The organism is Enterococcus sp. 12F9_DIV0723 (assembly GCF_002174375.1).
Taxonomy (GTDB): domain Bacteria; phylum Bacillota; class Bacilli; order Lactobacillales; family Enterococcaceae; genus Enterococcus_A; species Enterococcus_A gilvus.
The window spans coordinates 2,432,255-2,458,320 of sequence record NZ_NIBK01000001.1 but is presented as its reverse complement, the minus strand read 5'-3'; the positions used below and the strand labels follow the sequence as shown (position 1 = coordinate 2,458,320).

Genomic DNA, 26,066 nt, shown 5'->3' with positions numbered 1-26,066 from the left:
GTCGAATATGAATAAGAAAATAGATACAAAACGTACCGAATTGGAGCATCTAAAAGCAGAATTGAAAACCTTCAAGAAGCTCAATTATGCGAATGTTCCAGTGGCTTTAGAAGCAAAAAGAGTGGAACGGAAAATCCAGCAGCTGACAAAAGAAATAGCGGAGCTGCAATAATTAAAAAATAAAATGACACTTCAGACAGCGAAGCGGCGGGTTTTCCATTGGAGAAAACGCCATCGCCGTCTGGGAAAAAGAAAAGGAAGTGGGTTCATGAGTCTTAGCAATTATCGCCAACTAGCCAAGGATCGATTAAGTGGGCAGTGGGGAATCAACGTTGGATTGGTCGTGATCGTAGGGATCTTGACCGGAGCGATCAGCAGTGTTACATCAAATTTCAATAACGAGGGCATTCAATTCACTCTTTCATTTTTATTGAGCATCTTTGTCCTTTTTGCATTTAGCTATGCCTTGTATTACATCAGCTTATATGTTGTGCGAGGCGGCAGAGCGGAATTGGGCCAAATCTTTGTCGTATTTCAAAAAGGCTATTATGTTCCGCTGTTACTGATCAATATTATTGCGCAAGTGGTTCAATATGCCTTAGCAGCCGTGTTTTTTGTTCCCTTATTATTACAAGCAGGAGGCAGTGTCTACCTGTCTTTGATTTCTTCAGGCGGCGTAACGAGTGCGGAAAATGTTACGGCCTTGATGAGCATCGGCGTTATCGGATTGTATGTCATCTTGACGTTGGTTTTCTTATTAGTCAGTACGATCATCAGCATTATTTTCAAATTTGCTGTGTGGGTGAAATTTGATTACCCGGATTTAAGTGTCGGTGCCTGTATCAAGTTGGCGTGGTCTCTGTTGAAGGACCGTTGGGGCAAATACATTCTCTTGCAATTATCCTTTATCGGCTGGTACATTCTTGGACTTGTCGCTTTGGTCGTCGGCCTGCTCTTTGTTGCTGTCTATGTCAATACAGCAAGCGCAGCATTTTATGACCAAGCCTTGAAAGAAAAAATCGAACAGGGGGAATTCGCATGAAAGTAACCGTACTCGGTTGTTTAGGTGCGTATCCATATGAAGGCCAAGGAACCACCAGCTATTTGCTGGAATCAGAAGGCTTCCATTTATTATTAGATGCCGGCAGCTCGACTTTGGTGGAGCTGGAAAAGGAGCTTGATCCTTTGGCGTTAGATGCGGTGATTTTGACCCATTACCACCACGATCATATTGCGGATCTGGGGGTATTGCAATATTATTGGCAGCTTTACCCGACCCAAACGCCTAAACCTATTTTGCCGATTTATGGGCATACGGAGGATGACGTTCATTTCAATGAGTTGACGATGGAAGGCGTGACAGAAGGACGCCCGTATTTCGAAGCAGAAGAATTGAAAGTCGGGCCGTTTCTTGTTACGTTTATGAAGACGATTCATCCGGTCCCTTGCTATGCGATGCGGTTTGTGGAGGAAAAGACAGGTGCTGTCTTCGTCTTCACCGGAGACTCTGGCTATCTAGAATCCTTCAATGAATTTGCCAAAGACGCGGACCTGTTTTTAGCGGATACGTATTTATTTGATGGCAACGAACACCATAAAGCCCACTTTACGGCGGGAGAAGCCGGAACGTTCGCCAAACATGCCGCAGTCAAAAAATTGGTGTTGACTCATTTGCCGCAGCACGGCGATCTGGAAGAATTACGCCAACAGGCGGCGGCTGTCAGCGGAGGCATTCCCGTTGAATTAGCAGCGCCTCATAAAGTCTTTGAGTTTTAGACAAAAAATTTTATTCCTTAATCGGAGTTAGGAGTTGGAAATATGCTTTATGTACCAAATGACAACGAACGTGACCCACGAGTAAATCTTGCCATCGAGACGTATTTATTGCAAAACATGCCCTTAGACGAACCAATCCTGCTTTTCTACATCAATGAGCCTTCGATCATCATCGGTCGGAATCAAAACACGATCGAAGAGATCAACAAGGACTATGTCGATGAAAAAGGGATTCATGTCGTTCGACGATTGAGCGGCGGCGGTGCGGTGTATCATGACCATGGGAATTTGAATTTCAGCTTCATCATGCCGGATGACGGCAACTCCTTTAGGGATTTCAAAAAATTAACAGAGCCTATCGTGGAAGCCCTCCACAAGCTAGGCATCGAAGGGGCTCAATTGAAAGGCCGCAACGACTTAGTGATCGAGGACAAAAAATTCTCCGGCAATGCGATGTACTCAACCAATGGTCGGATGTTCGCCCACGGCACGCTGATGTTTGACAGCAACATCGATGAAGTCGTGAATGCGTTGAAGGTCAAAAAAGACAAGATCGAATCAAAAGGGATCAAGTCGATCCGTTCCCGCGTGACGAACATCAAAGAATTCTTGCCGGCTGACAAACAAGACATGACCACCGAAGAATTCCGCCAAGCGATCCTCTTGCAGATCTTTGGTGTGGACAGTGTCGATCAAGTCAAGACCCATGAGTTGACTGACGAAGATTGGAAAGCCATCAATCAGATTTCTGAAGACTACTACAAAAATTGGGATTGGAACTACGGCCGTTCGCCTGAATTTAATCTGGAACGCCAAAAACGTTTTCCGATCGGTTCTATCGAGGTTCGCCTAGACGTTGCCAATGGCGCGATCGAAAAGGCAAAGATTTTCGGTGATTTCTTTGGATTAGGCGAGATCAAGGATGTCGAAAAGCAATTGGTGGGCACCCGTTATGATAAGAAGGCCTTAGAAGACCAGATTGACCAGATCGACCTGACGCATTATTTTGGCAACATCACAAAAGAAGACTTTTTATCGTTGATCTATTAAGACAAAACGCCCTTTCGATCTCAGAAGGGGCGTTTTTTTTAGTATCGGACTTCAAGAAAACAGACTGTAAAAATCGTTTTCTTTTGTTAAGATAGGAAGTAAGAATACAGTCAACAAAGGAGCTTCTATGAAAAAGCGCGAATTCATCGTTCAGGACCTATTGAGCAAAATCTATCAGGAAGAATTTAAGGAGGGAAAGCTGCCGAATCAAAGAAAGCTGGCGGACATCTACGGAGTCTCTCGCTTTACGATCCAGCAGGCAGTGAAAAACCTCGAGGAGATCGGGATCGTTCGCGTCGTTCAAGGCTCGGGGATCTTCGTCCATGAAAAATGGGTGAAAAATCCGCTGATCTTCAATTCGCTGACTCGAACCCCTTATGATCGGATCGGCTCAAAGATGATCGATTTGAAGAAGGGGCCTGCTACGTTAGATGAGCAGAAGATCTTTCAACTTCCAGACGGAGAGGAGATCTGGACCTTCGAACGGATTCGGATCGTCAATTACAAGATCGAACAGCTAGAGATCTCGAAGCTGCCGGTGGCGATGTTTCCTGATTTATCCAAAGAGGTCGTCGAGCACTCGATCCAGAATTACGTGGAGCAGAAGGGCTTCCGAATTTCCCATTACATCACCAGCTATGACCCCATCACTACGTCAAAGGAACAATCAAAGCTGCTCCTGTGCAAGCGCGGGACCCCCGCGATGCAAATCACGAATCGAGCGATCTTAGAAGATGGTCAGGTCTTTGAATACAGCAGCATCGTGGCGATCGATTATTCAGTGACCTATATCCGACCGTTTGACCGCGAGATCCATCGGTCAAGGATCGATTAACGCTGCCACTTTCATTTGCCAAAAAACGCCCCGCGCTTCAGCATCCAACTGAGTGCGGGGCGTTTCGCTAGTTTTTCTTAAGGTGTAACGATCGTTCCGTCAGGTGTACGGCTTTGCGTCCATTCGTGAGGACGGTAGACCACGGGATACTCCGCGGCTAATTCTTCATTGAAGGTAACGCCGATGCCGCTTTCTTCGATCGGATAAAAGAAGCCTTTTTCAGGAGTCGGAATATTGCCAAAGAGCTTCTTCGTGTTTTCAGGAACGTCGATGTTCTCTTGGATGGCGGCATTGTGTAAATGAATATTCAAGTGCGTATTCACCGCTAATCCAACAGGGGTGATGTCTGATGGTGTATGCCAAGCAATACGGATACCCATCGCGTCGCAATAATGGGCCAGCTTCAGCGCCGGTGTGATCCCGCCGATCTGTGACACATGCGCCCGCATGTAGTCGATTTGACGGTTGCGTACCAATTCCTTCCACTCCATCGGATTGTTGAACAATTCGCCTGTAGCGATAGGTGTCACCGATTGGCTGCGCAATTGCGCCAACCATTCATTTTGGTTTGGCGGCAGGATATCCTCTAAAAAGAAGAGGTTGTACTTTTCTGCTGCTTTCGCAAATTGGATCGCCTGATTCGGGTGCAGACGCTCATGGACATCGTGGAGCATCTGGAATTGGGTGCCGTAGTTTTCTTGGATGTCGGCAAACATTTTTAGCGTCGTATGCATGTAATCCTCTTGATCAAAATAGGAGCCCTCGATCGGATTTTCTGGGGTTTCCAGGTTGCTTGGATTGCCGCCATAGAAGCCTAGCTGGCAACGAATGTAGCGATAGCCTTCTGCCAAAAAGGTATCGACCTCGCTGTGTAGATCTTCTAAGTTATCCGCGACTGCGTGGGTATAGGCAGGAATCGCCGTCCGCGCCTTGCCGCCCAATAATTGATACAACGGCATATCGGCCAATTTCCCTTTGATATCCCACAGCGCCATGTCGACACCTGAGATCGCGTTGTTCGTGATAGGCCCATTGCGCCAGTAAGAGTTGACATTCATGACTTGCCAAAGGTCTTCGATATGGTTCGCATCTCTGCCGATAAGCAGCGGCTTCAAATATTCCTCTACGACTATTTGAACGGCTAAAGGACGGAATTGGAACGTGCCGCAGCCGACGCCGGAGACCCCCTTGTTGGTCTCTACTTTTACAATTAATAAATTATGGCGATCCGGTTTGATCGCGTAGCTTTTTATATCCGTGATGATCGTTGGTGTCATTTTCTTCACTCCAATGTACATAAATATGAATCATTTGCACACTTATTGAAACACGCCAATGATAGGGCTGTCAATTTGGTCTGAAAAAAGGGAAGTATACGGCGTAAAAACAGTCCAATTTTTAAATATATTTTTATAAAACTTTGATAAATAGCTGTTTGTTTTTGATTTTTAACAAAAAGGACTGGTTTTACAAGTTTAGTCAGCCATGCTACTATGTGTGTGAAAACGGAAACACATGAAATCATGTTTCGAAGAATAAGGAGGAAAAATAGTGAAGCACGAAGAGATAGCAAAACAAATCATTCAACATGTTGGCGGTGCAGGAAACATCAACAATGCTTGGCATTGTATGACTCGGCTGCGGTTCAATTTAAAAGATGAGAAGCAGGTGGATTATGCCGCGCTGGAAAAGATCCCGAAAGTCGTCGGCACAAAATACCAGAGTGATCAGCTGCAAGTCGTCATTGGAACAGATGTTGCAGAGTACTTTGCACCGATCGCCAAAGAATTAGGCTTAGACGAGAACAGTCAGCAAGACAGCGGTGAGAAAAAAGGCGCCGTGTCTCTATTTATGGATACTGTCTCTGGAGTTTTCGGTCCGATCGTTCCCGCGATTGCCGGAGCCGGCATGATCAAGGGGCTGATGGCAGGGCTGGTCGCATTGAATGTGATCTCCAATCAAACAGACACCTATTTGATCATCGACATGATCGCTAGCGGCGTATTTACTTTCTTGCCATTCTTTGTTGCTGCTTCTGCTGCTAGGATCTTTAAAACCAATCAATATTTGGCAGTCGCCATCGCTGCAACGCTGCAATTTCCGACGATGACCAACGCGGTCGCGGAAGGATCGATCTCAGCCTTCAAGCTGTTCGGTGTGATCCCTGTACCGGTCTTCAACTATGCAGGTACAGTTATTCCCATCATCTTTGCCGTCTTGGCCTTAAGCTATATCTATCGTTGGGTAGACAAGGTCTTGCCGCAAGTGTTACGAACCGTATTTACACCGACGATCTCATTGTTTGCCGCAGGTTTGGTTACATTGACGATCATTGGCCCACTGAGTATTCATTTAGGAAACCTATTGGCTGCGGGTGTTGCGTGGTTGTTCTCGATCTCGCCTGTCTTAGCGGGTGTCGTGGTGGGAGCGATTCGTCCAATCGCCATCTTCACGGGATTGCACCATGCAATGACACCGATCGCGTTGCAAAACTTTGCCAACCAAGGGTATGACATGCTGATGCCGATGATGTTTATGGCGAACATGGCGATCACTGGGGCAACAGCAGCGATCTATACGAAAGTAAAATCAAAAGAAGAAAAATCTCTAGTCTTGTCTTCGGCTGTTTCTGGTTTGCTGGGGATCACAGAACCGGCATTGTTCGGGATCTTATCTAAATACAAAAAAGCATTTATCGCTGCGACGATCGGTAGTTCTGTCGCTTCAGCGTTTATCAGTTTCTTCGGCGTTCGTATCTACGGCTACATTTTATCTAGTATTTTCAGTCTGCCAGCGTATATCGGTCAATACTTCATCTTCGCGGTTTTAGGCATTTTGATCGCACTGATCTCTTCATTCGTGATCACGTATATGCTCGTTCCCGCAGAAGAGGGCGAAGAAGAAGAATTCACGAACGAAGTGAATCTGCACGCAGTAGCGAAAGGCAGCTATGTACCATTAGAAGATGTTCCAGATGAAGTATTTTCAAGCAAAATGATGGGGGACGGCTTTGCGATCAAATCCGTAGATGGCGTTGTTTACGCACCAGTCAGCGGAATCGTGACAACGGTCTTCCCTTCAAAACATGCGATCGGCATCAAAACGGCAAATGGCGTAGAAGTCCTTGTCCACATGGGGATCGATACGGTCACTTTGGATGGAAAAGGTTTCGACGTCGCTGTAAAAGCTGGAGACAAAGTAACCGCCGATACCAAGATCGCCAAAATGGATCTGGACTATATCCACAGCCAAGGAAAAGAAACCATGATCATCGTCGTGATTACGAACATGGATCGTGTGTTGAAATTCTCAGGTGAAAAAAATCTAGAAGGACAGCATCAAGCGGGGGCCATTTTGGAACGCGCCTTGCTGAATGGATAGGGGATAAGAAGTACATGAAACGAATGGAAATCTTAAAGCGTTTAGAAAAAGCCGGAGTGATCGCTGTCGTTCGAGGCAAAGATCACACCGAGGCGGTTCAGGCAAGTGAGGCGATCCTTGCGGGGGGAATCAAAGGGATCGAAGTGACGTTTACGGTTCCGAATGCGCAAGCAGTGATCCAAGAGCTAGCCGAAACCTATCGTGACCGAGAAGAAGAGGCGGTCATTGGTGCTGGAACAGTCCTGGATGCCATGACCGCGCGCTTAGCGATCATGGCAGGTGCAGAGTTCATCGTCAGCCCAAGTTTTGATCAGGAAACCGCGGAGATATGCAATTTGTACCAGATTCCTTATTTGCCGGGCTGCATGACGATCACTGAAATTCAGCAGGCGTTGAAAAGCGGAGCAGATATCATCAAACTCTTCCCCGGCAGTGTCAGCGGTCCGAGCATGGTTTCGGCAGTCAAAGCGCCGTTGCCCCATGTGAATTTAATGCCGACAGGCGGGGTAAATCTAGAAAACATGGCGACGTGGTTCGAAGCAGGTGTCGTAGCTGTCGGCGTCGGCGGAAATCTGTTGGCACCAGCCGCGAAAGGTGATTTTGAGCAGGTCACGGAAATCGCACAGCACTACGCGGCAAAGCTGGCTGAGATTCGAGGCAAAGCAAATGGCTAAGGTCGTCTGCTTAGGAGAGATCATGATGCGTCTATCTGCTGAGGTAGGGACGCGCCTTAATAAAGCCCATCAATTTGACGTATTTTACGGAGGCGGCGAAGCAAATGTTGCCGTCTCTTTAGCCAATTACGGTCATCAGGTCCAATTTGCCAGCAAGATCCCGGACAATAGCTTCGGGGAGGCGGTCACTCAGCACTTGAGAAGTTATGGTGTGGGAACAGAGTACCTGTTGAAGGGCAACGGCAGATTAGGAAGCTATTATGTCGAGCAAGGCGTCAGTCAGCGTGGCACTAAGGTCATCTATGATCGGAGCACCTCTGCTTTTGCCCAAATGGCTGCAGTAGAATGGGCTGGCCCTGAATTGTTTGACGGAGCAGACATTTTCCACATCTCCGGTATCACACCGGCATTGTCAGAAAGCTGGCAGCAGTTGACCCTCGAATTGGTCCAACAGGCCAAAAAAGCTGGCTGTAACATCAGTTTTGACAGCAATTATCGTAAAAATCTATGGACACAAAAGGAAGCCGGGGCGTTCCTAAGAAAGATACTGCCCTTCGTTGACTATTGCTCCGCAGGCATGCTGGATGCGATCCACTTACTGGGTATTCCAGAGTTGGATGCGGGTATCACCTACTATTATCAAAAAATGCAGGAGATGTATCCTGCGATTAAAGCCTTTTATTCTACACACCGCCAGGTTCATTCCAGCAGTGTAAATGAACTGCAAGGGACCTTATTTGCTGGAGGGGCCTGTTACACCTCTAAGCAGCACATGATCGATCCGATCGTTGATCGAATCGGTGGAGGCGATGCCTTTACCGGCGGCATCCTACACGGGCTGTTGAAAGAACGTTCACCAGAAGAAATCATTGAATTTGCGACCGCCGCTTCAGTATTGAAGCATTCAGTAAAGGGCGACTGCAATCAATTCAGTGAAAAGGATGTTTTAACGTTCGCAGAAAGCGAAAGCGCAAAAATAGAACGATAAAAGACTCAGAAATGCCTTCGATTCAATGAAGGCGTTCCTGAGTCTTTTTTAGTTATAAGGCTAAAATGATCTTGAAGTATTGACGTTTTTCATTGCTCTGCCAATGCCACTCACCGTTGGAGCGCAGAACGGCTTGCTCCAGTTCATGATGAGAATCATTCGTAGGGGCTGTCTCTACGGATTCGTCAAACGAATGACGCGTAAAGGCGCTAGTGTTGCTTTCGATGATCAATTGCGTATGTTCTTGCCGGATAACGATGTCGATCGTGCCAAAGCTCGTTTCCTTCAGGAATTTCTCGAACAATTGGATAAATAGGAACAAATCGTCGTCCTCCAGCAGAGCGGCTTCTCGATCCACTGCCAATTGGCAAGAAAAGAATTTCGCCTGTCGCTGAAATTCTCCATGGTAATAGTCCCGCATCTGCTGGAGCAAATGACTCAATCCTACAGGCTGGTCGCTGCTTTCAGCCTCTTTTTCAGCCAGTAGCTTAAAGGTCGCCAATAGATTTCTCTGCTTCTCTGTTGCCTTTAGCTGCTGCTGCAGGGATTCTTGTTGCAAAAGACGCTGCTGTTTGATGAAGGCGAGGTCTTCCTCGACTTGATACCCGGCGATCAGCAGCATCAATCCGCTGAACAAGATCAACGGCCAATCCGTCGTTAAATTCGCGGCTCCTGCAAAGAGCTGAATATAAAAGAAACAATGGATGAAGGCCGCCATAATGATCCCCGGCGAACAAATCGTGTAGAAGCGATTATGATCGGCAGATTCTGCCAAGGCGATCGCCGACGTATACAAGGTCATAAAGACGTTGAAGCCGCTAAAAATCTGTACGGCGATCGGCAAAGATAGCTTGCCCATCGCGAGACAACATAGACCAAACACCAATAAAAAGACCTGTGACCCTACACCGTAGAGATAATAGTGATGGTACTTTTTCGTTCTCAGCAAATAGTAGTTCGTTAAAAAGACCGGAATAAGGATCGACGTCAGATTGTAAAGAATCGAGGACACCCTTGGTCCTAATAATGTACTCGCGGGAACATTCAATACGAGGGATTGCATCCCCACCAGCAAAGTAAAGCCGATCAGCAGCAGGGAGCCGATGCTGGCTTTTTTTGATTCCTTCGGCTTTGAAAGGAATAAGGCCACCAATAAGGCAATCAACAGCGAGCAGACGATCAGCAGTAGAAACTGCGGCAGAGAACGAAGAATGAAGAAACGATTGACCTTCGCGGCGTCTCCAATGAATACTTGCGCGGGAATGCCGGCGTAGTATTCATAAGGCGTTTTCGTGACGATTCGTAATTTCTGCTGGTAATAATCATGAGGCAGACGGATCGTCGTCTGCAAGAGCCCCGGCTCTTTCTGGGCATCCATGGCGCTGTATTTGTAGATCAGCGTTTCCCCTACGAAAACAGAGAGCCACTGATGGTTTGTACGGACGACTAACTGCGGGTCCTTCAGCTTTGTCTCTAAATGCTGCTGCATAACGAGGGGATTGTTCGGGTGTACATTTTTTAAGCGCTGTTCCGTCTTGCCGAAGATGTAGTGATCCGAGTGATCCTTGACGATAAAGGTCCATCGTTCATTCAATGTGGTAACATTTGTTTTTTTAATTTCACTTGTAATTTTAAAAGTAGTAATTGAAAACGTCGTTAAAATAACTAATATTATTAAAAGTGAATTTGTTTTTTTAGGGGATCGAAAGTCTCGATCCTTCCCAGCCCGGAAGATAATGGTAGAACACCCTTTCATTGAAAAAAGAAAATATTTAGCGTATTTGGCTACAATAATAGTAACATATTGACAGAATTAGTCAAAAAATAGTCAGAATTTTCTTCAATAGTCCTATAAAAAATAGCTTTTTTTGATGAATGTGCTATGATGATACTAAGGTATTTTCTTTCTAAAGGAGGCGTGAAACACGTGCTTAAAAATAAAAAAATAACAGTTGTATATGCTGTTTCGATTTTTCTTCTGTTTGTCCTGGCTGTCCTAACAATTGTTATTCCAAAATTGCTGAATGTGACACCCTATGTCGTCTCTGATGACAAAATGGTGCCAGAATACCACAAAGGCGGATTGGTTTTTGTCAAAGACGTGATGGACCCGATTCATGTAGGGGATACGATCACGTATTATGAAAATCAAGGGAAGTCGATCAAAACACGGCGTGTCTTAGCGGTGGATCACAAAATCGACGGCTATTTTGTCAAAGGGGACAGTGCTGTCAAAGCAGAGATGGGGATGGTCCATGAGCGGAACCTGATTGGCCGACCGCACTTTTATCTACCCTACATAGGCTTTTTAGCAGATGCGAAAATTATGAACATCCTAAAGTGCTGCCTGTTTGTCGGAGCCATTTTAATGACACTCTCGACCATTTTCTTCCAAACGGAGAGAAGGCAGAAGCTGCGCCAGCAAGTCGAATGAAAAAAGGCCCCCCGATCGTGGGTCTCTCAAGCGTCAGTATGTTCTAGCGCTTGAGATCCTCACGATTCATGGAGGTCATTTTCTTTTTTAATAAGAGAGCAAGGATTCCTTGAGTTCATTTCTAGAATCTTTCATTTCTTCCTGTATTTCTTTCCGACTCGCCTTCAATTCTTCTTTGACTTCTTTGGAAGCCTCCTTCATTTCGTGTTTGCTGTCTTTCAAGTCACTGTTGACTTCTCTTCTCACTTCTTTTAACTCTGTACGAAAACTTGTTTTCCATACAGGACGAAAAATTGAACGATTGACTGTAAGCAACCCGATACAAGCGATCCCTAAAATCAACACGGTGATATCCAACCTATTTTTTTTCATATTCGTTCCTCCTCGAATTGTTGCGGCACATAGTCCAATCAACGAATCTCCCCCAAAGTTGCTTGTCGTTTCTTGTCGGTGCTCGTCGTTTTTCTTTTCGATTTATTACTACACTCTCATAATAAAAGAAAAAGGCCTCCGTTACGTCCAACCAAAGTCCTATTTTTGTTCGGCTGAAGGACCAGAAAAGGAAAAAAATGATAATTCCACAAAAAAAAGAGCAGAGAGCTGCTCCTTTTACTTCACGACCGTATAGCCGCCTTCTTGTAAAACGGCAACGGCATCGTCGTAACAATCAGATTTGATTAAAATATAATCCGTATTGTACGTAGAGATCGCGAAAATGCTGATCTGAGCGTCGGCCAGCAAAGAAGCGATTTTTGCCAAGATTCCTACCAGGCTAAAATCTAAAACGCCTTCGATCTTGAGACCTCGCCAATCATCCTCCCGATTGAGCGTATCAGCAGGAACGTGGTCGGTGGCAGAAACGAGTGAGATTTCTTCGTCTGTGACGCCTATGAAGAGCGGCTGTTGTGTGACGTCGATGGTTTTTAAGTCAGCGACTTGATACACGGACAACGCTTGCGGCAATGTGACTAGCTTCATTTTTTTAACTCCCTTCTATTCTTGTGATCCTTCAAATTTATCAGAGGGCCTAGTGAAATGCAATCGGATTCTTTGCTGAAAAACGCGCGTCATAGTATATTTGAAAAAATGATCGAAGGAGTTGTTGACCATGAAGGCACTGTATTTTGAAACCTTTGGCGGCAGCGAAGTTCTGCAATATGGCGAACTCCCTGCGCCTATTCTGAAGGAAGAGGAAGTATTGGTAAAAGTAGAGTATATCGGGTTGAACTTTGCTGATATTTACCGTCGCCGCGGGGAATACCACATTGAAAAGCACGAACCCTACATCAATGGGTATGAAGGGGCAGGCGTTGTCGTGGAGATCGGCGCCAAGGTGTCCAGTCAAAAAATCGGAGAGACCGTATTGTTTGTCGATGTTCCTTTTGCGAACGCCGAGTATGTCGCTGTTCCCAGCGAACAAGTGATTCAACTGCCAAAAGGCGTCGACAGCAAATTAGCCGCAAGCATCGGTCTGCAAGGAATGACGGCTGATTTTTTGGCACATGATCTGGGGGAAAATGCGCCCGGTGAAAAAGTGTTTATCACTGGGATCAGCGGCGGAGTCGGTCAGATTCTTTCGCAAATGTTAGTCGCGGACGGTGTCGAGGTGTACGGCTCTGCTTCCTCGACTGAAAAGCAAGCGTTGGCTTTGTCTCATGGCGTCAAGCATGTCTTTCCGAGTCGAGAAAATTCTTGGATCGAGTCCGTGATCGGCGCCTTTGCTACTGCCTATGACGGTGTCGGCTCCACGATCCAACAGAGTTTCGATTTGATCCAGCATCGAGGAAAAGTCGTCTTTTTCGGGATGGCAGGAGGCGACCCGGTAAACATCGACCCCGTCGAATTAATGTCGGAATCTAAAAGCCTGTTAACGGGAGATCTGTGGGATTACCTAACAAGTTACGAAGAACGGAAAATGCGCAGCCAACGATTGTTCAACTATTTCATTGAAAAAAAGATCGCCATCAGCGAACCGACTATTTTTCCATTATCAGAGGGAAAACAAGCCCATGAATTTCTCGAGACAGGCAAAAGCATCGGAAAGGTCCTGTTAAAACCGTAAGTCGAAGGTTCGTTAAGACGAAAAAACGTAAGCACAACTTTCGTCTTCTTTTTGTCTTTCTAGTATAGTGGACGGGGGAGGTGGAAACATGGAAAATCTTATCTTGATTGGGCACATTATTTTTGGTATCGCTTCATTTGCAGGCTCTTTATTATTGACGATTGGTTTTAGAAATTCATTCGCCAAATTGACAGGGATCCAAAAATCAGGCATCGTCTTGACTGTTGCTAGTCTTTTCGGAACGATCGCCTTTGCAATGTTGACAAAAGGCAACGTGATCGGTGCAGTCCTATTCATCGTATTGGGCATCGCTATGTGCGCATTGCTTGTGGCACCAAAAGCAGTAAAAGAATAAAAGAGAACAAAAGGAAAACGCTGGAGACTAGGTCTCTAGCGTTTTTTTGATGTCATTGAAATCATTTGTTGATGAAGAAAAAACGAGATGTGTAGAAGGACGGCCGAATGCCATCGTCTCGTCAATGAATTGTTCCAGCTCTTCCATGTCCGCGGCGATGACTTTGGCTAAATAACTGAAGGTGCCCGCGAGCCGATAATTTTCCAGCACGAGGGGATGGTCCGTACAAAATTCACGGAAAGCTTGACAATTGACCGTTTCAAACAAAATAAAAGCGGTAAGGCTTTTTTCGATTTTTTTATAATTAATGTTGATGGTATATTTTTCGATGATTCCTTTGTCCTCTAATTTTGTGATGTGTTCCTTTACGGCAGGGGCGCTCAAAGCGACTTTTTGGGCAATCTCACTATAGGACATTCGGGCATTTTTTTGTAACAATGCGAGAATTTTTTTATCCGTTTCATCCATTGAATGCACGCCTTTCTTTTTTTAGCTATTTTAGTTGATTTCCCTTAAATAATAAAGATCTTTTGCAAAAACACATTATAAATCAACTGTAATATCTTGGAATTCTACATTATCATAAGTAGAACAAAAGGAGGATCACTCATGAAGAAAATTTTATTGCTTTTGGCCGACGGCTTCGAATCCTATGAGGCCAGTGTATTTACAGATGTTTTTGGGTGGAATTTATTTGAGGGCGATCGAACAACTTCACTCGTTTCGGTGGGGATGCATCCAACCTTAGCGTGTACGTGGGGCTACTCATGTATCCCCATGAAACAACTGAAGGAGATTCAGTTGGAAGAGTTTGATGCGTTGGCGATACCCGGCGGTTTTGAAGAAACCGGCTTCTATAAGGACGCGTTCAATGAAGAATTTCTATCAGTTATTCGCTGGTTTGATCAAAAAAACAAACCCATTGCTTCGATTTGCGTGGCCTCCCTAGCTGTCGCAAAAAGCGGTGTGCTAAAGGATCGTTTCGGCACGACGTATCGCTTCAAAAATAATCCGCGGCAAGACCAGATGGAAGAAATGGGCGTGAAAGTCAAAAGAGAAGAGAGGATCGTCGAAGATCGGAACATCATCACCTCCTCTTCACCAGAAACGTCATTGGATGTCGCCTTCTTATTATTAGAAAAAATGACTAGCAGAGAAAATATGTTGAAGGTGAAGGAACGGATGGGCTTCTCCGTCTAAGAAGGAGGGATCGCCAGTTTTATAGTCAAGTCAGAGAAAAGCGTTGGTTGATCCCTTGTGTTACCTGTGAGACCGGTGGAACACTTTGGATGTGAAAGAACTGTCTGCTTCAGAGAAATAAAAAAATCTGTTCGTTGATTTTTAGGTCAACGAACAGATTTTTTTGCTGAATGTACATCACAGGAGGGATTCGAACCCCCGACCGTCCGCTTAGAAGGCGGATGCTCTATCCAGCTGAGCTACTGTGACAGTAGTTTTGCAACAATTGCTATTATAGAAAAACTACCCTTGAATGTCAATCCTAATTCGTTATTTTACTGATTCAAAGAGATATTCTTTGATCAGCTTCAAGGTTTTTGGATTTTCGACCAGAGATCCGTGATCAGCTTGCTCGTCCACAATGATTTCTTTGTATGTCTCACTGTCGCCGTATATCAAGCGCCCGGCCAATACACTAGTCAATGGGACCGTCATATCTGTGTTCTGTTCGCCGCAATTGCCGGCGATGTTGTAGACGGTGATGTTTTTTGGGATGTTTTGTTTATTTTTTAAATAGTATTTCAATAAGTCGCTTTCGACCTTTGGTTTTGTAAAGGTCGCGCTGTCGTCATTGTACTCCCAAGACGTATCGTTATAAGGGGACCCAAGCGTGATCAAGTGTGAAAGTGCAGGATCGTTGCTCTTTTGCTCGTTTTCCAAGTATCCGGTGATGATCAGTCCGCCATTGGAATAGCCCAAGTAATCATAGGTGTTGAAGGTATATGATTTTTCCGCGTATTCTAATGCCTTTTGGAACCAGCGTGATTGTTTCGGCAAGGAGGGGTCTGTTCCGTCCTCGAAAGCAACAGCGATGATGGGACGCTTTGTCTTTTTTGTAAAACGCCCTGAAGAGGTGATGGAATCATCCTTGTTGACCGTGATTTTTATTTCATCGACATTTTTTTCTGTCTGTTTTAACGAATCAACGAGACTGTCAAATCGATTGACATCTCCATTTGTACCGGGAACCATGATGACTGGTGCCGGTATTGGCAAGGGGTCAGTCGAACTTTTTGATGCATGCACGCGGTCTTTTGTTTCGAATAGGATCAATCCGAGAATACACACTAATAGAATTGCTAGGGCGCCCCAAATTTTTTTGTTCTTCACAGGCAATTCCTCCATTTCAGTTCCCTAGTGTACGCCGATTTTCTTGATGTACAAGTAAAAAGGCAGAAATTCAAAAAAGTTTCAAATTTCCGCCAAATGTATTAGTTGTTTTTTGAGATCAGTGCCACGCCATCCCCTAACGGAAGCAGCGTAGAAGTAAGTTCAGGAGAAGTGGTGACCACCTCTAAAAATTCATTCAAATGACGATGGATCGCCCGGTTCTTGCGAGGGATGTCCTCGATCGGCTGCAAGACGGTACCTGCTTGGAAAATATCATCCACCATCAGGACGCCATCGTCTGATAGAAGTCGCAGACATTCAGGTAAGAAGGCAATGTATTTTGATTTAGCACTGTCCATGAAAATAAAATCATAGGGACCTTCCAACGTGCTGAGAATGTCTGCTGCATCGCCTTCTAATAAAGTCACTTGGTCTGCCAAGCCCAGTTTTTCAAAGTTTGCTTTGGCCTTTTCGATCATGACCGGGAAGCGATCGATCGTTGTGATCTTTGCTTCTTTCCCAAGGGATTCAGCCATTAAGCTGGCAGAAAATCCGATGGCTGTCCCAATCTCTAGGACTCTCTTTGGTTGTTTTTGCTTCAGTAAAAATTGCAAGAAGACAACTGTCTCGTGGGGAATCACCGGCACGCCATTCTCATGGGCAAGTGCTTCTAAGTCACCCAGTGATCCAGTCAGTTGCTTCTGTTCGGTTCGTAAATAGTGCAGAATATCTTCATTGATTATTGGTCGGTACATCATTTCATTGCGCATTATTTTTCCTCTTTCTCTAGTAGGTTTCCTAATAAGGCCCAGTCCTCCGTGATCGTCTCACTCAACTTACGGTTGTAAAACACTGCCGCGGGATGGAAAAGTGGGAGAACGGTGTATGCTTGTTTTGACTGTTGGTAGTTGTTTTGGTCGGCGGTCAATTCTAAAACAGGTCCCCGATAGACGTCGCCATGGCGTTCGCTGATCTGCCATTTGGGTCCGAGCAGCCGTTGCAAACCGATATTGCCTAATGTTGCAATGATCGTTGGCTGGATCACCGACAGTTCATAGTCCAAGATCGGGGCATGAGCCAGAATCTCTTTTTTTGTCGGTGTTCGATTAGGGTACACGGTCTCAGGTTCTTTTGTCCGCTTGTTGATCCGTTCGACGATCTTATAGGGGCGGCTTCTGACCGCACTGGTGATATAGGTGTTTTCCCGAGTAAGCCCGATAGCTGTCATCGCTTGGATCAATTCTTTTCCAGCAGCTCCAGAAAAGGGGATATGATTCACGACTTCGTTCCGACCAGGCGCTTCACCCAGCAGCATTAATTTTGGATGACGAGGTCCTTGACCTGCCATAAATCCCTCAAGCTGGAACCCTTCGGAACGTGTTGCCACTAAATCGACAAGCTCTTTTGGATACTCCATTTTTGCCACCTCACTTTATCGTCCTTCTAATAGTAGAAAAAAGCAGCCCACCCGTCAATAATTAATCATTGACTTGGCCTATCTTTTTTAGTAAACTATGAATGTTGTAATTGTGGAACCCACAGCTACAACCGCGCAGAACAAGTTATTAAGTACTTCGGTCACTTGGGATGGCGAGTCTAAGTATCTATTATAAGGAGGTGCCACAAGCATGTACGCAATCATCAAAACTGGCGGTAAACAAATCAAAGTTGAAGAAGGTCAAGCAGTCTACATTGAAAAATTAGACGCTGAAGCTGGAGAAAAAGTTGTCTTCGACCAAGTTGTTTTAGTAGGCGGCGAATCTACGAAAGTAGGAGCTCCTATCGTTGAAGGTGCAACTGTTGAAGGAACTGTTGAAAAACACGGCAAACAAAAGAAAGTCGTTACTTTCAAATACAAACCTAAAAAACATTCACACCGTAAACAAGGTCATCGTCAACCTTACACTAAAGTTGTTATTGACTCAATCAAAGCATAAAAAAAGAAGGTGCCTAAGTTGATCAAAGGTACATTCACTCGAAATCATGCAGGTCAAATCAGCGAATTTACCCTGACAGGTCATGCCGAAGCAGGCCCTTACGGTAGCGATATCGTATGTTCTGCCGTTTCCGCGTTGGCGATCAGTACAGTAAATAGTCTGGATGCACTGGCAGGTGTCATTCCGAACATCGAGACCAACGATGATGAAGGTGGTTATCTTCATGTCGTGTTGAATCTGGATGATTCCATGACACAAGAGCAGATGAATATCTCGCAAATCTTGCTAGAACATTTATTGTTAGGCTTGCAATCAATCGAAACTGAGTATTTGGATTTCATGGAAGTCCAAACAGAATCTAAATCATAGGAGGTGCAGCTCATGTTAATGAATATGAACTTACAATTATTCGCCCACAAAAAAGGTGGCGGTTCAACTTCTAACGGACGTGACTCAGAGTCAAAACGTTTAGGTGCTAAACGTGCTGACGGTCAAACTGTTACTGGTGGATCTATTCTTTATCGCCAACGTGGTACTAAAATTTTCCCTGGTGTAAACGTAGGTATCGGTGGCGATGACACATTGTTTGCTAAAGTTGACGGCGTAGTACGTTTCGAACGTAAAGGTCGCGACAAAAAACAAGTGTCTGTATACCCAGTCGCTCAAGAAGCATAAGACATTCGAAGTCCTAATCCTGATTTTCAGGGTCAGGGCTTTTTTTTCGCTTCTTTTCACAAGTTAAGGTACTATTTTAATAGTGAAAGAAGTATGAGGTGTTTTTTGTGAATAAGAAAGAACGAACAGTACAAATTTTTGGGAGGATCGCGTCGGTGCTATCCGTACTGATGTATGTATCTTACATCCCACAGATCATGAATAATTTGGCGGGGGACAAAGGGAATCCCATTCAACCAATGGTGGCGATGGTCAACTGTATTTTTTGGGTGATCTACGCGTCTATGCAAAAGAAAAAAGATTACCCGATCATCATCGCAAATGTTCCAGGTGTATTTTTAGGAGCCATTACCTTTATAACTGCATTGATGTAAGTATCAAGAAACTAGCCAAGACAGAATTCCTGTCTTGGCTAGTTTTTTTTATTAGAGAAGACGATCGCTCCTATATAATAGAAGAAACACGGAATAGGGACGCACTTTTACTAGAAAAGGAATAATAAATGATAAAAAAGCTTAAAATTAAGTTAAGGCATTTTTCCGAAAAACCCATAAATTTTCAAATTTAAAAAATATAGTGTATTATTTTATATCGAAATGTTTGACTTTTTAATAAAAACTATAGATGATTGGTAATAGGGAATACACTAATAAAGAAGGTGACTGAATGGAACGACGGATTGACCGCATTTATCGCTTCGTTTTGGAAAATGCAAATGTAACAACGAAAGACGTAGCAGATTCATTGGATATTCAACGGACAAATGCTAGTAAGGATCTGAATCTTCTTGTTAAAGAGGGTCAATTGAGTAAAAGTGAAGGCAGACCTGTTCGCTATTTTGTTTCAGATCAATCAGGAGAAATGTCGTTTGATACAGAAACCACTCACATAAAGAAAAAAGTTGTCGAGCCGCCTGAGAAAAAGATCCTGCATCAAAACACAGGCAACGTCTTTACTCAGATCATAGGATCGACGGGCAGTATGAGAAATGCTGTCGAGCAAGCCAAAGCGGCTATATTATACCCCCCTCGCGGATTGAATTGTTTGATCACTGGACCTACAGGATCAGGTAAAACCTTCTTTGCCCACGCGATGTTTCAGTTTGCGCAAACGGAAGGTGTGGTGGAGACTGGACGAGAGCTGGTCGTCTTTAACTGTGCCGATTACGCAAACAACCCAGAGTTATTGATGAGCCACCTCTTCGGTTACGAGAAGGGTGCCTTCACGGGAGCGGACAGTGAAAAGGATGGATTGATCCAACAGGCGGACGGCGGCATGCTGTTTTTAGATGAGATTCACCGACTGCCGCCAGAAGGACAGGAAATGATTTTCTACTTTATGGATCATGGCACCTATAGTCGACTGGGAGAGAGTGGGAAAAATCGGTTTGCGAATGTTCGGATCGTCGGTGCAACGACGGAAGACCCGCATTCTGCACTGTTGGATACCTTTGTTCGACGTATTCCAATCAATATCCAAATGCCAGCCTTCAGCAGCCGCCCCGCATCAGAACAGCTAGATTTGGTTCGTGTGATGGTGGCGATGGAAGCTAATCGAATCCAGCGAAAGATCACTTTGTCGGAAGATGTTGTAAAAGCTTTGCTGGGCAGCGTTTCCTATGGGAATGTCGGACAATTGAAGTCGAATGTACAATTGATCTGTGCACGAGGGTTTATGAATCATATGATGCAGGAAGAAATTCATATTACTTTGAATGACTTGACTGAGGGGATCAAAGCAGGACTTGTTCAGCTTTCTGCTGACCGGATCAAGACGACAGATATCTCACCGTATTTGGAGCCAGAAATGGTGGTTACGCCAAATGAGATCGATGAATTGATCAAAACAGATACTTACGAATTGCCCTATAATCTATACGACATCATCGGTGATAAAGCGGCGTTGTTGAAGACGGAAGGTCTGGATCAAGAGACGATCAATCACTTTATCTCTACCGATATCAATGTCCACTTGAAATCCTTTTACAAGAATCATGGCTTTACCTTCGATACAGAAACACGTTTGACAGAATTTGTGGATAAGCGTGTGATAGACATCAGCAATAAAATCGCCGTGCTGGTGAGTGAACGTTTAGACACTCATTTTCAGCAAAACTTTATTTATGCGATGAGTCTCCATATTTCTTCCTTTTTAAAGAAAATACACGTGGGAGAAACTCGTGAGACAAATGCCAATATTCGAGAAATGGCGAAGGACTATCCGACCGAGTTTGCGGTTGCACGAGAGATCCGACGCTTAGTCGAAAATGAATTTCAGGTGATCATTCCAGATAGCGAAGATTATTATTTGACCGTTTTACTGGTGTCGTTAAGAGAAGACCAATCTGCAGGGAAAATCGGCGTCGTCGTCGCGGCGCATGGAAACAGCACCGCTACATCCATGGCCCAAGTGGTTCGAGAGTTGCTGGATGTATCCAATATCATCGCAGTGGATATGCCGCTAGACATGCATCCGCGAGTTGCCTACGAAAAAATGCGGGAAGCAGTGTCGCAGATCGACGAAGGCAGCGGCGTACTCATCATGGTGGACATGGGATCATTGGCTACCTTTAATGAAGAAATCCGAAAAGATACCGGTATCGACGTGTGCACCCTGGATATGGTGACGACACCGTTGCTGATTGAAGCGGCTCGCAAATCAAGTGTTCTTGGATCAGGAGTCGATGAGCTATACGATTCCCTACAAGGCTTTCGCGGCTATGGCCATGTAGTACAGGAAAAAAATGATTCCCACGAAAAGCAAGCGATCCTCGCTATTTGTGCTTCGGGAGAAGGAACGGCCAAACGATTAAAAGAAATCATCGAGCGCCCGTTGAAACAGCGGAATTTGAAGCATATTGAAGTGCTGACATTGGCTGTGGCAGATATCAAAAGCAAGGTGCCGGGATTCAAGGAAGAATTTAAAATATTAGCAACGACCGGGATCATGGACCCGAAAATCGGTGCGCCCTATATTCCGATGGAAAAATTTATCAATCAAAAAGCCGATCAAATATTGGATGAGCTATTATTGGAAAATGATCTGTCTGAACAAGAAGAAGTCGTCCTTGATGCGAATAAAGCACGGGAATTGTGTGTGAAATTCATGGAAGAGAGCTTTACGTTCATCAATCCAAATAAATTGATCGATCCACTGTGGCGACTGGCTAATACAGTGATCAAAAGTAACGGCGATTCTTCTGACTATGCATTGATTGTCAATTTTGTAATGCACATGGCTGGAACGATCGAGCGAGGAATCCTACAACAACCGTTGAAAATCGACGAGGAATCAAAGCGGATTTATCAAACGGTAACGGACAATGTTGTGATGAATCGCGGCTTGAACGAACTAGAAAGCCAACTGCGTATCACGATCCCTACTTCAGAACGATACTATATCTATCAATTACTTAAAAATAATGAAGAAATCATTGTATAAATAATACACAAAAAAGGATACAGTCTACTGTATCCTTTTTTGTGTATCGTTTGAAACGCGATAAATAAAGAATTCTTTAGTAGTGTATCTTGGCACGGCACTTGCTTTATTATAAGTGAGTACTGTGTGTCACACTGTACTCAAATGTAGCACAAGTCTTTTAGCATTTGAGCCTTGTAGTAGCAGGAGGTGGTGGGATGGTAATGGATATTCGACTCACTCGTATCGATGATCGTTTGATTCACGGTCAGGTAGCGACTGTTTGGTCTAAAGCAACAGGAATCGAGCGTATCTTAGTTGTCAGCGACGAGGTTGCCAACGATGAGTTGCGTAAGTTTCTCCTAAAACAAGCCGCACCACCAGGAATCAGGTCCAATGTCGTCACTAAAAGAAAACTGGTTGAAGTGTATCGAGATCAATTGTTTGATGGAATGAAGATCATGCTGCTGTTTGCCTCTCCGCAAGATGTGGTGGAGGTCGTCGAACTAGGTGTTGATTTGAAAGCGGTCAATATCGGCGGCATGCGATTCAGCGAAGGAAAGAAAATGATCACCAATTTTATTTCCATAGATAATGATGATGTGAGATGTTTCCTTGAGTTGTCAGAAGCAGGAATCGAATTGGAAATTCGCCAAGTGCCGACAGACCGAAAAACAGATCTGATGCAATTGATCAAAAAAGAGAAGATGCTGCAGTAAAATAATTTTGGTTACAGGTTTTTTTAGAACTTATTTATATTTTGAGCTGTAACAATAATAGTAGGAGGTATGAAGATGGTAGGAATTATCATTGCCAGTCATGGTGAATTCGCGAATGGTATCTTGCAATCCGGAGCGATGATCTTTGGAGAACAAGAAAACGTCAAAGCTGTTACTTTGATGCCAAGTGAAGGACCTGATGATGTTAAGGCAAAAATGAAAGAAGCAATCGCCTCTTTCGAAAACCAAGACGAAGTATTGTTCTTAGTAGATCTTTGGGGTGGCACTCCATTCAACCAAGCAAACAGCTTGTTTGAAGAACACAAAGACAAGTGGGCAATCGTTGCTGGTATGAACTTACCAATGTTGATCGAAGCGTATGCTTCACGTTTCTCTATGGAAACTGCGCATGAAATTGCTGCACACATTTTAGGTACAGCTAAAGAAGGCGTTAGAATCCGTCCTGAAGAATTAGAACCAGCTGAAACAGCTCCAGTAGCTGCAGCAGAAGGTGGACAACCAACAGGTACAATTCCAGAAGGAACCGTACTTGGTGATGGACACATTAAATTTGTGTTGGCTCGTGTCGATTCTCGTTTATTACATGGACAAGTGGCAACAGCTTGGACAAAAACAACAGGCCCTAACCGGATCATCGTTGTTTCAGATGCAGTAGCAAAAGACGATCTACGTAAGAGATTGATCGAACAAGCTGCTCCTCCAGGTGTTAAGGCAAACGTTATCCCTATCGAAAAAATGATCGAGATTTCAAAAGACCCTCGTTTCGGAAATACCAAAGCGTTGTTACTATTTGAAAATCCTGAAGATGTATTGCGTGCGGTTGAAGGCGGCGTTGATATTAAAGAAATCAATGTTGGATCAATGGCTCACTCAGTTGGGAAAGTCGTAGTAAGTAAAGTATTGTCAATGGGGCAAGAAGATGTTGATACTTTCGAGAAATTGAAAGCAAAAGGAATCAAATTTGATGTACGTAAAGTGCCAAATGATTCTAAAGACAACATGGACGAAATTCTTAACAAAGCAAAAAATGAATTGAAAAACGCTTAAGCAACATAATTAACTTAAATAGGAGGGCTTATAATGTCTGGTATTTCAATGGTATTAGTAGTAATCGTTGCTTTTCTAGCCGGTATGGGAGGAATCTTAGATGAATTCCAATTCCATCAACCGTTAGTAGCATGTACATTAATCGGTCTAGTGACTGGTAACTTATCAGCAGGGATCGTTCTTGGCGGTTCATTGCAAATGATCGCCTTAGGTTGGGCAAACATCGGGGCTGCCGTAGCACCGGATGCTGCATTGGCATCTGTTGCATCTGCAATTATTTTAGTTTTGGGTGGTCAAGGAGTGAAAGGTGTTTCTTCAGCCATCGCAATCGCAGTTCCACTAGCTGTAGCTGGATTGTTCTTAACAATGATCGTTCGTACTTTAGCTGTGCCGATCGTTCACTTTATGGATGCGGCTGCTGAAAAAGGTGAAATGCGCAAAGTTGAAATGTGGCATCTTATCGCAGTATGTATGCAAGGTGTTCGTATCGCTATTCCTGCTGCTGCATTATTAGTTATCCCAGCTGACACTGTACGTGGATTCTTAGAATCTATGCCTGCATGGTTAACTGATGGTATGGCTATCGGTGGTGGTATGGTTGTTGCCGTTGGTTATGCAATGGTTATCAACATGATGGCTACACGTGAAGTATGGCCATTCTTCGCAATCGGTTTTGCCGTTGCAGCTATTTCTGAATTAACATTGATCGCACTGGGTGTTATCGCAGTTGCATTCGCTTTGATTTACTTGAACCTACAAGAAACTGGTGGCGGTTCATCTAATGGCGGCGGAGGCAATACAGGTGACCCATTAGGCGACATTTTGAATGATTATTAATCTTGAAGGAGGAGAAATAAAATGGCAGAAAAAATCGAATTAACGAGAAAAGATCGTTTAGCCGTTGCATGGCGTTCTACCTTCATTCAAGGTTCTTGGAACTATGAACGTATGCAAAATGGTGGCTGGTGTTACGCAATGTTGCCAGCAATCAAAAAATTATACAAAACTAAAGAAGACCGCATTCTAGCAATGCAACGTCACTTAGAATTCTTTAATACTCACCCATATATCGCATCACCAATCATCGGAGTGACACTTGCACTTGAAGAAGAACGTGCAAATGGCGCACCTGTTGATGACGTAGCGATCCAAGGGGTTAAGGTTGGTATGATGGGACCTCTAGCCGGTGTTGGTGACCCAGTGTTCTGGTTTACTGTACGTCCGATGTTAGGTGCCTTAGGTGCATCTCTAGCGCTTGCTGGAAATATCTTAGGACCAATCATTTTCTTCCTTGCTTGGAACATTATCCGTTGGGCATTTATGTGGTATACACAAGAATTCGGTTACCGTGCCGGTTCTAAAATCACAGATGACCTTTCAGGCGGATTATTACAAAAAGTTACTAAAGGTGCATCTATCCTTGGTATGTTCGTACTAGGTTCCTTAGTTCAACGATGGGTAAATGTGAAGTTTACACCAGTTGTTTCTACTGTTAAATTGGACAAAGGTGCTTACATTGAATGGGATAAATTGCCTGCTGGTGCTCAAGGAATCAAAGAAGCACTCTCTCAACAAGCATCAGGTTTAGCGTTAGACAGTAATAAAGTAACAACATTACAAGACAACTTAAATCAATTAATTCCTGGTCTTGCTGCATTACTATTAACATTGCTTTGCATGTGGTTATTGAAGAAAAAAGTTTCTCCAATCATCATCATTCTTGGTTTGTTCGTAGTCGGTGTTGGCTTACACGTATTAGGTATTATGTAAGAAAGTCAATCGTTAAAATGCTCGGGCTTGCCCGAGCATTTTTTTCTTAATAAGTGTACAATAAAGATAATAAAAGCAGATACATATATGGAAATGGAGTAGATCTAATGGTTCAGTCAATCAATACAAAGGTCGATTTGACGATCGATGCTACCTCATACTTAGGAATTGCAGATTACGGTAAAATCATGATTGGTGATAAAGGCTTTGAATTTTACAACAATCGTGATGCTCGAAAATTCGTTCAAATTCCTTGGGAAGAAGTAGATTATGTTATCGCTTCAGTGGTATTCAAAGGAAAATGGATTCCCCGTTATGCGATCCAAACGAAAAAAAGCGGGACCTATTCGTTTGCCTCTAAAGAACCTAAAAAAGTGTTGCGTGCGATTCGTGAGTACGTTGATCCAGACCACATGGTACGTTCATTAGGATTTTTAGATGTTGTCAAACGTGGACTTCGCGGCAAATTTAATAAGTAGAGAAAAGTCGTTTATCTATCGGATGAACGGCTTTTTAATGTTGTCACAAACTTCTGTGCCAAAGCTCTATCTACATTTCATTGAAAGCGGATAC

30 protein-coding genes, 1 tRNA gene and 1 other annotated feature are annotated in these 26,066 nt (G+C 44.1%); of the genes, 22 read left to right on the top strand and 9 right to left on the bottom strand.

Annotation, left to right across the window (positions count from 1 at the left end; translation table 11 throughout):
* Nucleotides 1–7 precede the first annotated feature (7 nt).
* The 5 genes from A5868_RS19040 (at nt 8) to A5868_RS11630 (ending at nt 3,661) form a co-directional block, all read left to right on the top strand.
* Complete coding sequence (locus A5868_RS19040; protein WP_010779901.1) at nt 8–172, top strand: hypothetical protein; 165 nt, start codon at nt 8–10, stop codon at nt 170–172.
* 96 nt (nt 173–268) lie between these two features.
* Nucleotides 269–1,042, top strand: a complete 774-nt coding sequence (locus tag A5868_RS11645; RefSeq protein ID WP_010779902.1) for a DUF975 family protein — start codon at nt 269–271, stop codon at nt 1,040–1,042.
* On the top strand, nt 1,039–1,776 hold the full coding sequence (locus A5868_RS11640) for an MBL fold metallo-hydrolase (RefSeq protein WP_086303403.1): 738 nt from the start codon (nt 1,039–1,041) through the stop codon (nt 1,774–1,776). The genes A5868_RS11645 and A5868_RS11640 overlap by 4 nt, the downstream gene beginning before the upstream one ends.
* 42 nt (nt 1,777–1,818) lie before the next feature.
* Nucleotides 1,819–2,826: a lipoate--protein ligase gene (locus A5868_RS11635; protein WP_086303404.1), complete on the top strand. Its 1,008-nt coding sequence runs from the start codon at nt 1,819–1,821 to the stop codon at nt 2,824–2,826.
* Nucleotides 2,827–2,953: 127 nt separating this feature from the next.
* Entirely contained in the window at nt 2,954–3,661 is a 708-nt protein-coding gene (locus tag A5868_RS11630) for a GntR family transcriptional regulator (protein WP_086303405.1), read from the top strand.
* Nucleotides 3,662–3,738: 77 nt separating this feature from the next.
* Here A5868_RS11630 and A5868_RS11625 read toward each other — a convergent pair whose 3' ends face one another.
* Complete coding sequence (locus A5868_RS11625) at nt 3,739–4,938, bottom strand: enolase C-terminal domain-like protein (RefSeq protein ID WP_086303406.1); 1,200 nt, start codon at nt 4,936–4,938, stop codon at nt 3,739–3,741.
* Between the two features lie 274 nt (nt 4,939–5,212).
* On the opposite strand from A5868_RS11625, the gene A5868_RS11620 reads away from it, so the two are divergent.
* From A5868_RS11620 to A5868_RS11610, 3 genes are read left to right on the top strand one after another with little or no spacing between them, the layout of a single operon-like run.
* The gene (locus tag A5868_RS11620; protein ID WP_086303407.1) at nt 5,213–7,042 is read left to right on the top strand and encodes a glucose PTS transporter subunit IIA; all 1,830 of its coding nucleotides are present in this window, start codon (nt 5,213–5,215) and stop codon (nt 7,040–7,042) included.
* Nucleotides 7,043–7,056: 14 nt separating this feature from the next.
* Nucleotides 7,057–7,716, top strand: a complete 660-nt coding sequence (locus tag A5868_RS11615) for a bifunctional 4-hydroxy-2-oxoglutarate aldolase/2-dehydro-3-deoxy-phosphogluconate aldolase (protein ID WP_010779908.1) — start codon at nt 7,057–7,059, stop codon at nt 7,714–7,716.
* A complete protein-coding gene (locus A5868_RS11610) occupies nt 7,709–8,704 on the top strand; it encodes a sugar kinase (protein WP_086303408.1) in 996 nt (331 codons plus the stop codon). Before A5868_RS11615 ends, A5868_RS11610 begins: the two co-directional genes overlap by 8 nt.
* A gap of 52 nt (nt 8,705–8,756) precedes the next feature.
* On the opposite strand, the gene A5868_RS11605 is transcribed toward A5868_RS11610, so the two are convergent.
* Nucleotides 8,757–10,298, bottom strand: coding sequence for a DMT family transporter (locus tag A5868_RS11605; RefSeq protein WP_254908283.1), 1,542 nt, complete (start codon nt 10,296–10,298; stop codon nt 8,757–8,759).
* A gap of 333 nt (nt 10,299–10,631) precedes the next feature.
* On the opposite strand from A5868_RS11605, the gene A5868_RS11600 reads away from it, so the two are divergent.
* The gene (locus A5868_RS11600; RefSeq protein WP_086303409.1) at nt 10,632–11,138 is read left to right on the top strand and encodes a S26 family signal peptidase; all 507 of its coding nucleotides are present in this window, start codon (nt 10,632–10,634) and stop codon (nt 11,136–11,138) included.
* A gap of 87 nt (nt 11,139–11,225) precedes the next feature.
* Here the strand turns inward: A5868_RS11600 and A5868_RS11595 are convergent, their stop codons facing one another.
* A complete protein-coding gene (locus tag A5868_RS11595) occupies nt 11,226–11,510 on the bottom strand; it encodes a hypothetical protein (protein ID WP_086303410.1) in 285 nt (94 codons plus the stop codon).
* 237 nt (nt 11,511–11,747) lie between these two features.
* Complete coding sequence (locus A5868_RS11590) at nt 11,748–12,116, bottom strand: ACT domain-containing protein (RefSeq protein ID WP_086303411.1); 369 nt, start codon at nt 12,114–12,116, stop codon at nt 11,748–11,750.
* A gap of 130 nt (nt 12,117–12,246) precedes the next feature.
* Here A5868_RS11590 and A5868_RS11585 point away from each other — a divergent pair, with 130 nt between their 5' ends.
* The gene (locus A5868_RS11585) at nt 12,247–13,200 is read left to right on the top strand and encodes a zinc-binding dehydrogenase (RefSeq protein ID WP_086303412.1); all 954 of its coding nucleotides are present in this window, start codon (nt 12,247–12,249) and stop codon (nt 13,198–13,200) included.
* An 88-nt stretch (nt 13,201–13,288) separates the two neighbouring features.
* The gene (locus tag A5868_RS11580) at nt 13,289–13,555 is read left to right on the top strand and encodes a hypothetical protein (protein WP_010779916.1); all 267 of its coding nucleotides are present in this window, start codon (nt 13,289–13,291) and stop codon (nt 13,553–13,555) included.
* A gap of 27 nt (nt 13,556–13,582) precedes the next feature.
* Here the strand turns inward: A5868_RS11580 and A5868_RS11575 are convergent, their stop codons facing one another.
* On the bottom strand, nt 13,583–14,023 hold the full coding sequence (locus A5868_RS11575) for an Lrp/AsnC family transcriptional regulator (protein WP_086303413.1): 441 nt from the start codon (nt 14,021–14,023) through the stop codon (nt 13,583–13,585).
* 141 nt (nt 14,024–14,164) lie between these two features.
* Between A5868_RS11575 and A5868_RS11570 the strand changes: the two genes are divergently transcribed.
* Nucleotides 14,165–14,755 (top strand): DJ-1/PfpI family protein, encoded by a 591-nt coding sequence (locus A5868_RS11570; protein WP_086303414.1) that lies wholly within the window; start codon nt 14,165–14,167, stop codon nt 14,753–14,755.
* Between the two features lie 175 nt (nt 14,756–14,930).
* Here A5868_RS11570 and A5868_RS11565 read toward each other — a convergent pair.
* The 4 genes from A5868_RS11565 to A5868_RS11550 all read right to left on the bottom strand — a co-directional run bounded on the left by A5868_RS11565 (nt 14,931) and on the right by A5868_RS11550 (nt 17,321).
* Nucleotides 14,931–15,004, bottom strand: a tRNA-Arg gene (locus A5868_RS11565).
* Between the two features lie 60 nt (nt 15,005–15,064).
* Nucleotides 15,065–15,904, bottom strand: a complete 840-nt coding sequence (locus A5868_RS11560) for an alpha/beta hydrolase (RefSeq protein WP_086303415.1) — start codon at nt 15,902–15,904, stop codon at nt 15,065–15,067.
* A 101-nt stretch (nt 15,905–16,005) separates the two neighbouring features.
* Nucleotides 16,006–16,674, bottom strand: a complete 669-nt coding sequence (locus A5868_RS11555) for an O-methyltransferase (RefSeq protein ID WP_086303416.1) — start codon at nt 16,672–16,674, stop codon at nt 16,006–16,008.
* Nucleotides 16,674–17,321: a uracil-DNA glycosylase gene (locus tag A5868_RS11550; RefSeq protein WP_010779978.1), complete on the bottom strand. Its 648-nt coding sequence runs from the start codon at nt 17,319–17,321 to the stop codon at nt 16,674–16,676. The genes A5868_RS11555 and A5868_RS11550 overlap by 1 nt, the downstream gene beginning before the upstream one ends.
* A 119-nt stretch (nt 17,322–17,440) precedes the next feature.
* Nucleotides 17,441–17,512 (top strand) — a sequence feature (ribosomal protein L21 leader region).
* A 20-nt stretch (nt 17,513–17,532) separates the two neighbouring features.
* Between A5868_RS11550 and rplU the strand changes: the two genes are divergently transcribed.
* The 10 genes from rplU (at nt 17,533) to A5868_RS11500 (ending at nt 25,972) form a co-directional block, all read left to right on the top strand.
* Entirely contained in the window at nt 17,533–17,841 is a 309-nt protein-coding gene (gene rplU / locus A5868_RS11545) for a 50S ribosomal protein L21 (protein WP_010779979.1), read from the top strand.
* 18 nt (nt 17,842–17,859) lie between these two features.
* The gene (locus tag A5868_RS11540; protein ID WP_010779980.1) at nt 17,860–18,210 is read left to right on the top strand and encodes a ribosomal-processing cysteine protease Prp; all 351 of its coding nucleotides are present in this window, start codon (nt 17,860–17,862) and stop codon (nt 18,208–18,210) included.
* A gap of 12 nt (nt 18,211–18,222) precedes the next feature.
* The gene (gene rpmA, locus A5868_RS11535) at nt 18,223–18,516 is read left to right on the top strand and encodes a 50S ribosomal protein L27 (RefSeq protein ID WP_010779981.1); all 294 of its coding nucleotides are present in this window, start codon (nt 18,223–18,225) and stop codon (nt 18,514–18,516) included.
* Nucleotides 18,517–18,623: 107 nt separating this feature from the next.
* Nucleotides 18,624–18,890, top strand: a complete 267-nt coding sequence (locus tag A5868_RS11530; RefSeq protein WP_010779982.1) for a SemiSWEET family transporter — start codon at nt 18,624–18,626, stop codon at nt 18,888–18,890.
* Nucleotides 18,891–19,182: 292 nt separating this feature from the next.
* Nucleotides 19,183–21,957 (top strand): sigma-54-dependent transcriptional regulator, encoded by a 2,775-nt coding sequence (locus A5868_RS11525; RefSeq protein ID WP_086303417.1) that lies wholly within the window; start codon nt 19,183–19,185, stop codon nt 21,955–21,957.
* Nucleotides 21,958–22,154: 197 nt separating this feature from the next.
* Nucleotides 22,155–22,655: a PTS system mannose/fructose/N-acetylgalactosamine-transporter subunit IIB gene (locus A5868_RS11520; RefSeq protein WP_010779984.1), complete on the top strand. Its 501-nt coding sequence runs from the start codon at nt 22,155–22,157 to the stop codon at nt 22,653–22,655.
* Nucleotides 22,656–22,730: 75 nt separating this feature from the next.
* Nucleotides 22,731–23,723: a mannose/fructose/sorbose PTS transporter subunit IIA gene (locus A5868_RS11515; RefSeq protein WP_010779985.1), complete on the top strand. Its 993-nt coding sequence runs from the start codon at nt 22,731–22,733 to the stop codon at nt 23,721–23,723.
* A gap of 33 nt (nt 23,724–23,756) precedes the next feature.
* A complete protein-coding gene (locus tag A5868_RS11510; protein ID WP_010779986.1) occupies nt 23,757–24,560 on the top strand; it encodes a PTS mannose/fructose/sorbose transporter subunit IIC in 804 nt (267 codons plus the stop codon).
* A 21-nt stretch (nt 24,561–24,581) separates the two neighbouring features.
* Nucleotides 24,582–25,493 (top strand): PTS system mannose/fructose/sorbose family transporter subunit IID, encoded by a 912-nt coding sequence (locus A5868_RS11505; RefSeq protein ID WP_010779987.1) that lies wholly within the window; start codon nt 24,582–24,584, stop codon nt 25,491–25,493.
* A gap of 107 nt (nt 25,494–25,600) precedes the next feature.
* Nucleotides 25,601–25,972 (top strand): DUF956 family protein, encoded by a 372-nt coding sequence (locus tag A5868_RS11500; protein ID WP_010779988.1) that lies wholly within the window; start codon nt 25,601–25,603, stop codon nt 25,970–25,972.
* Nucleotides 25,973–26,066 lie beyond the last annotated feature (94 nt).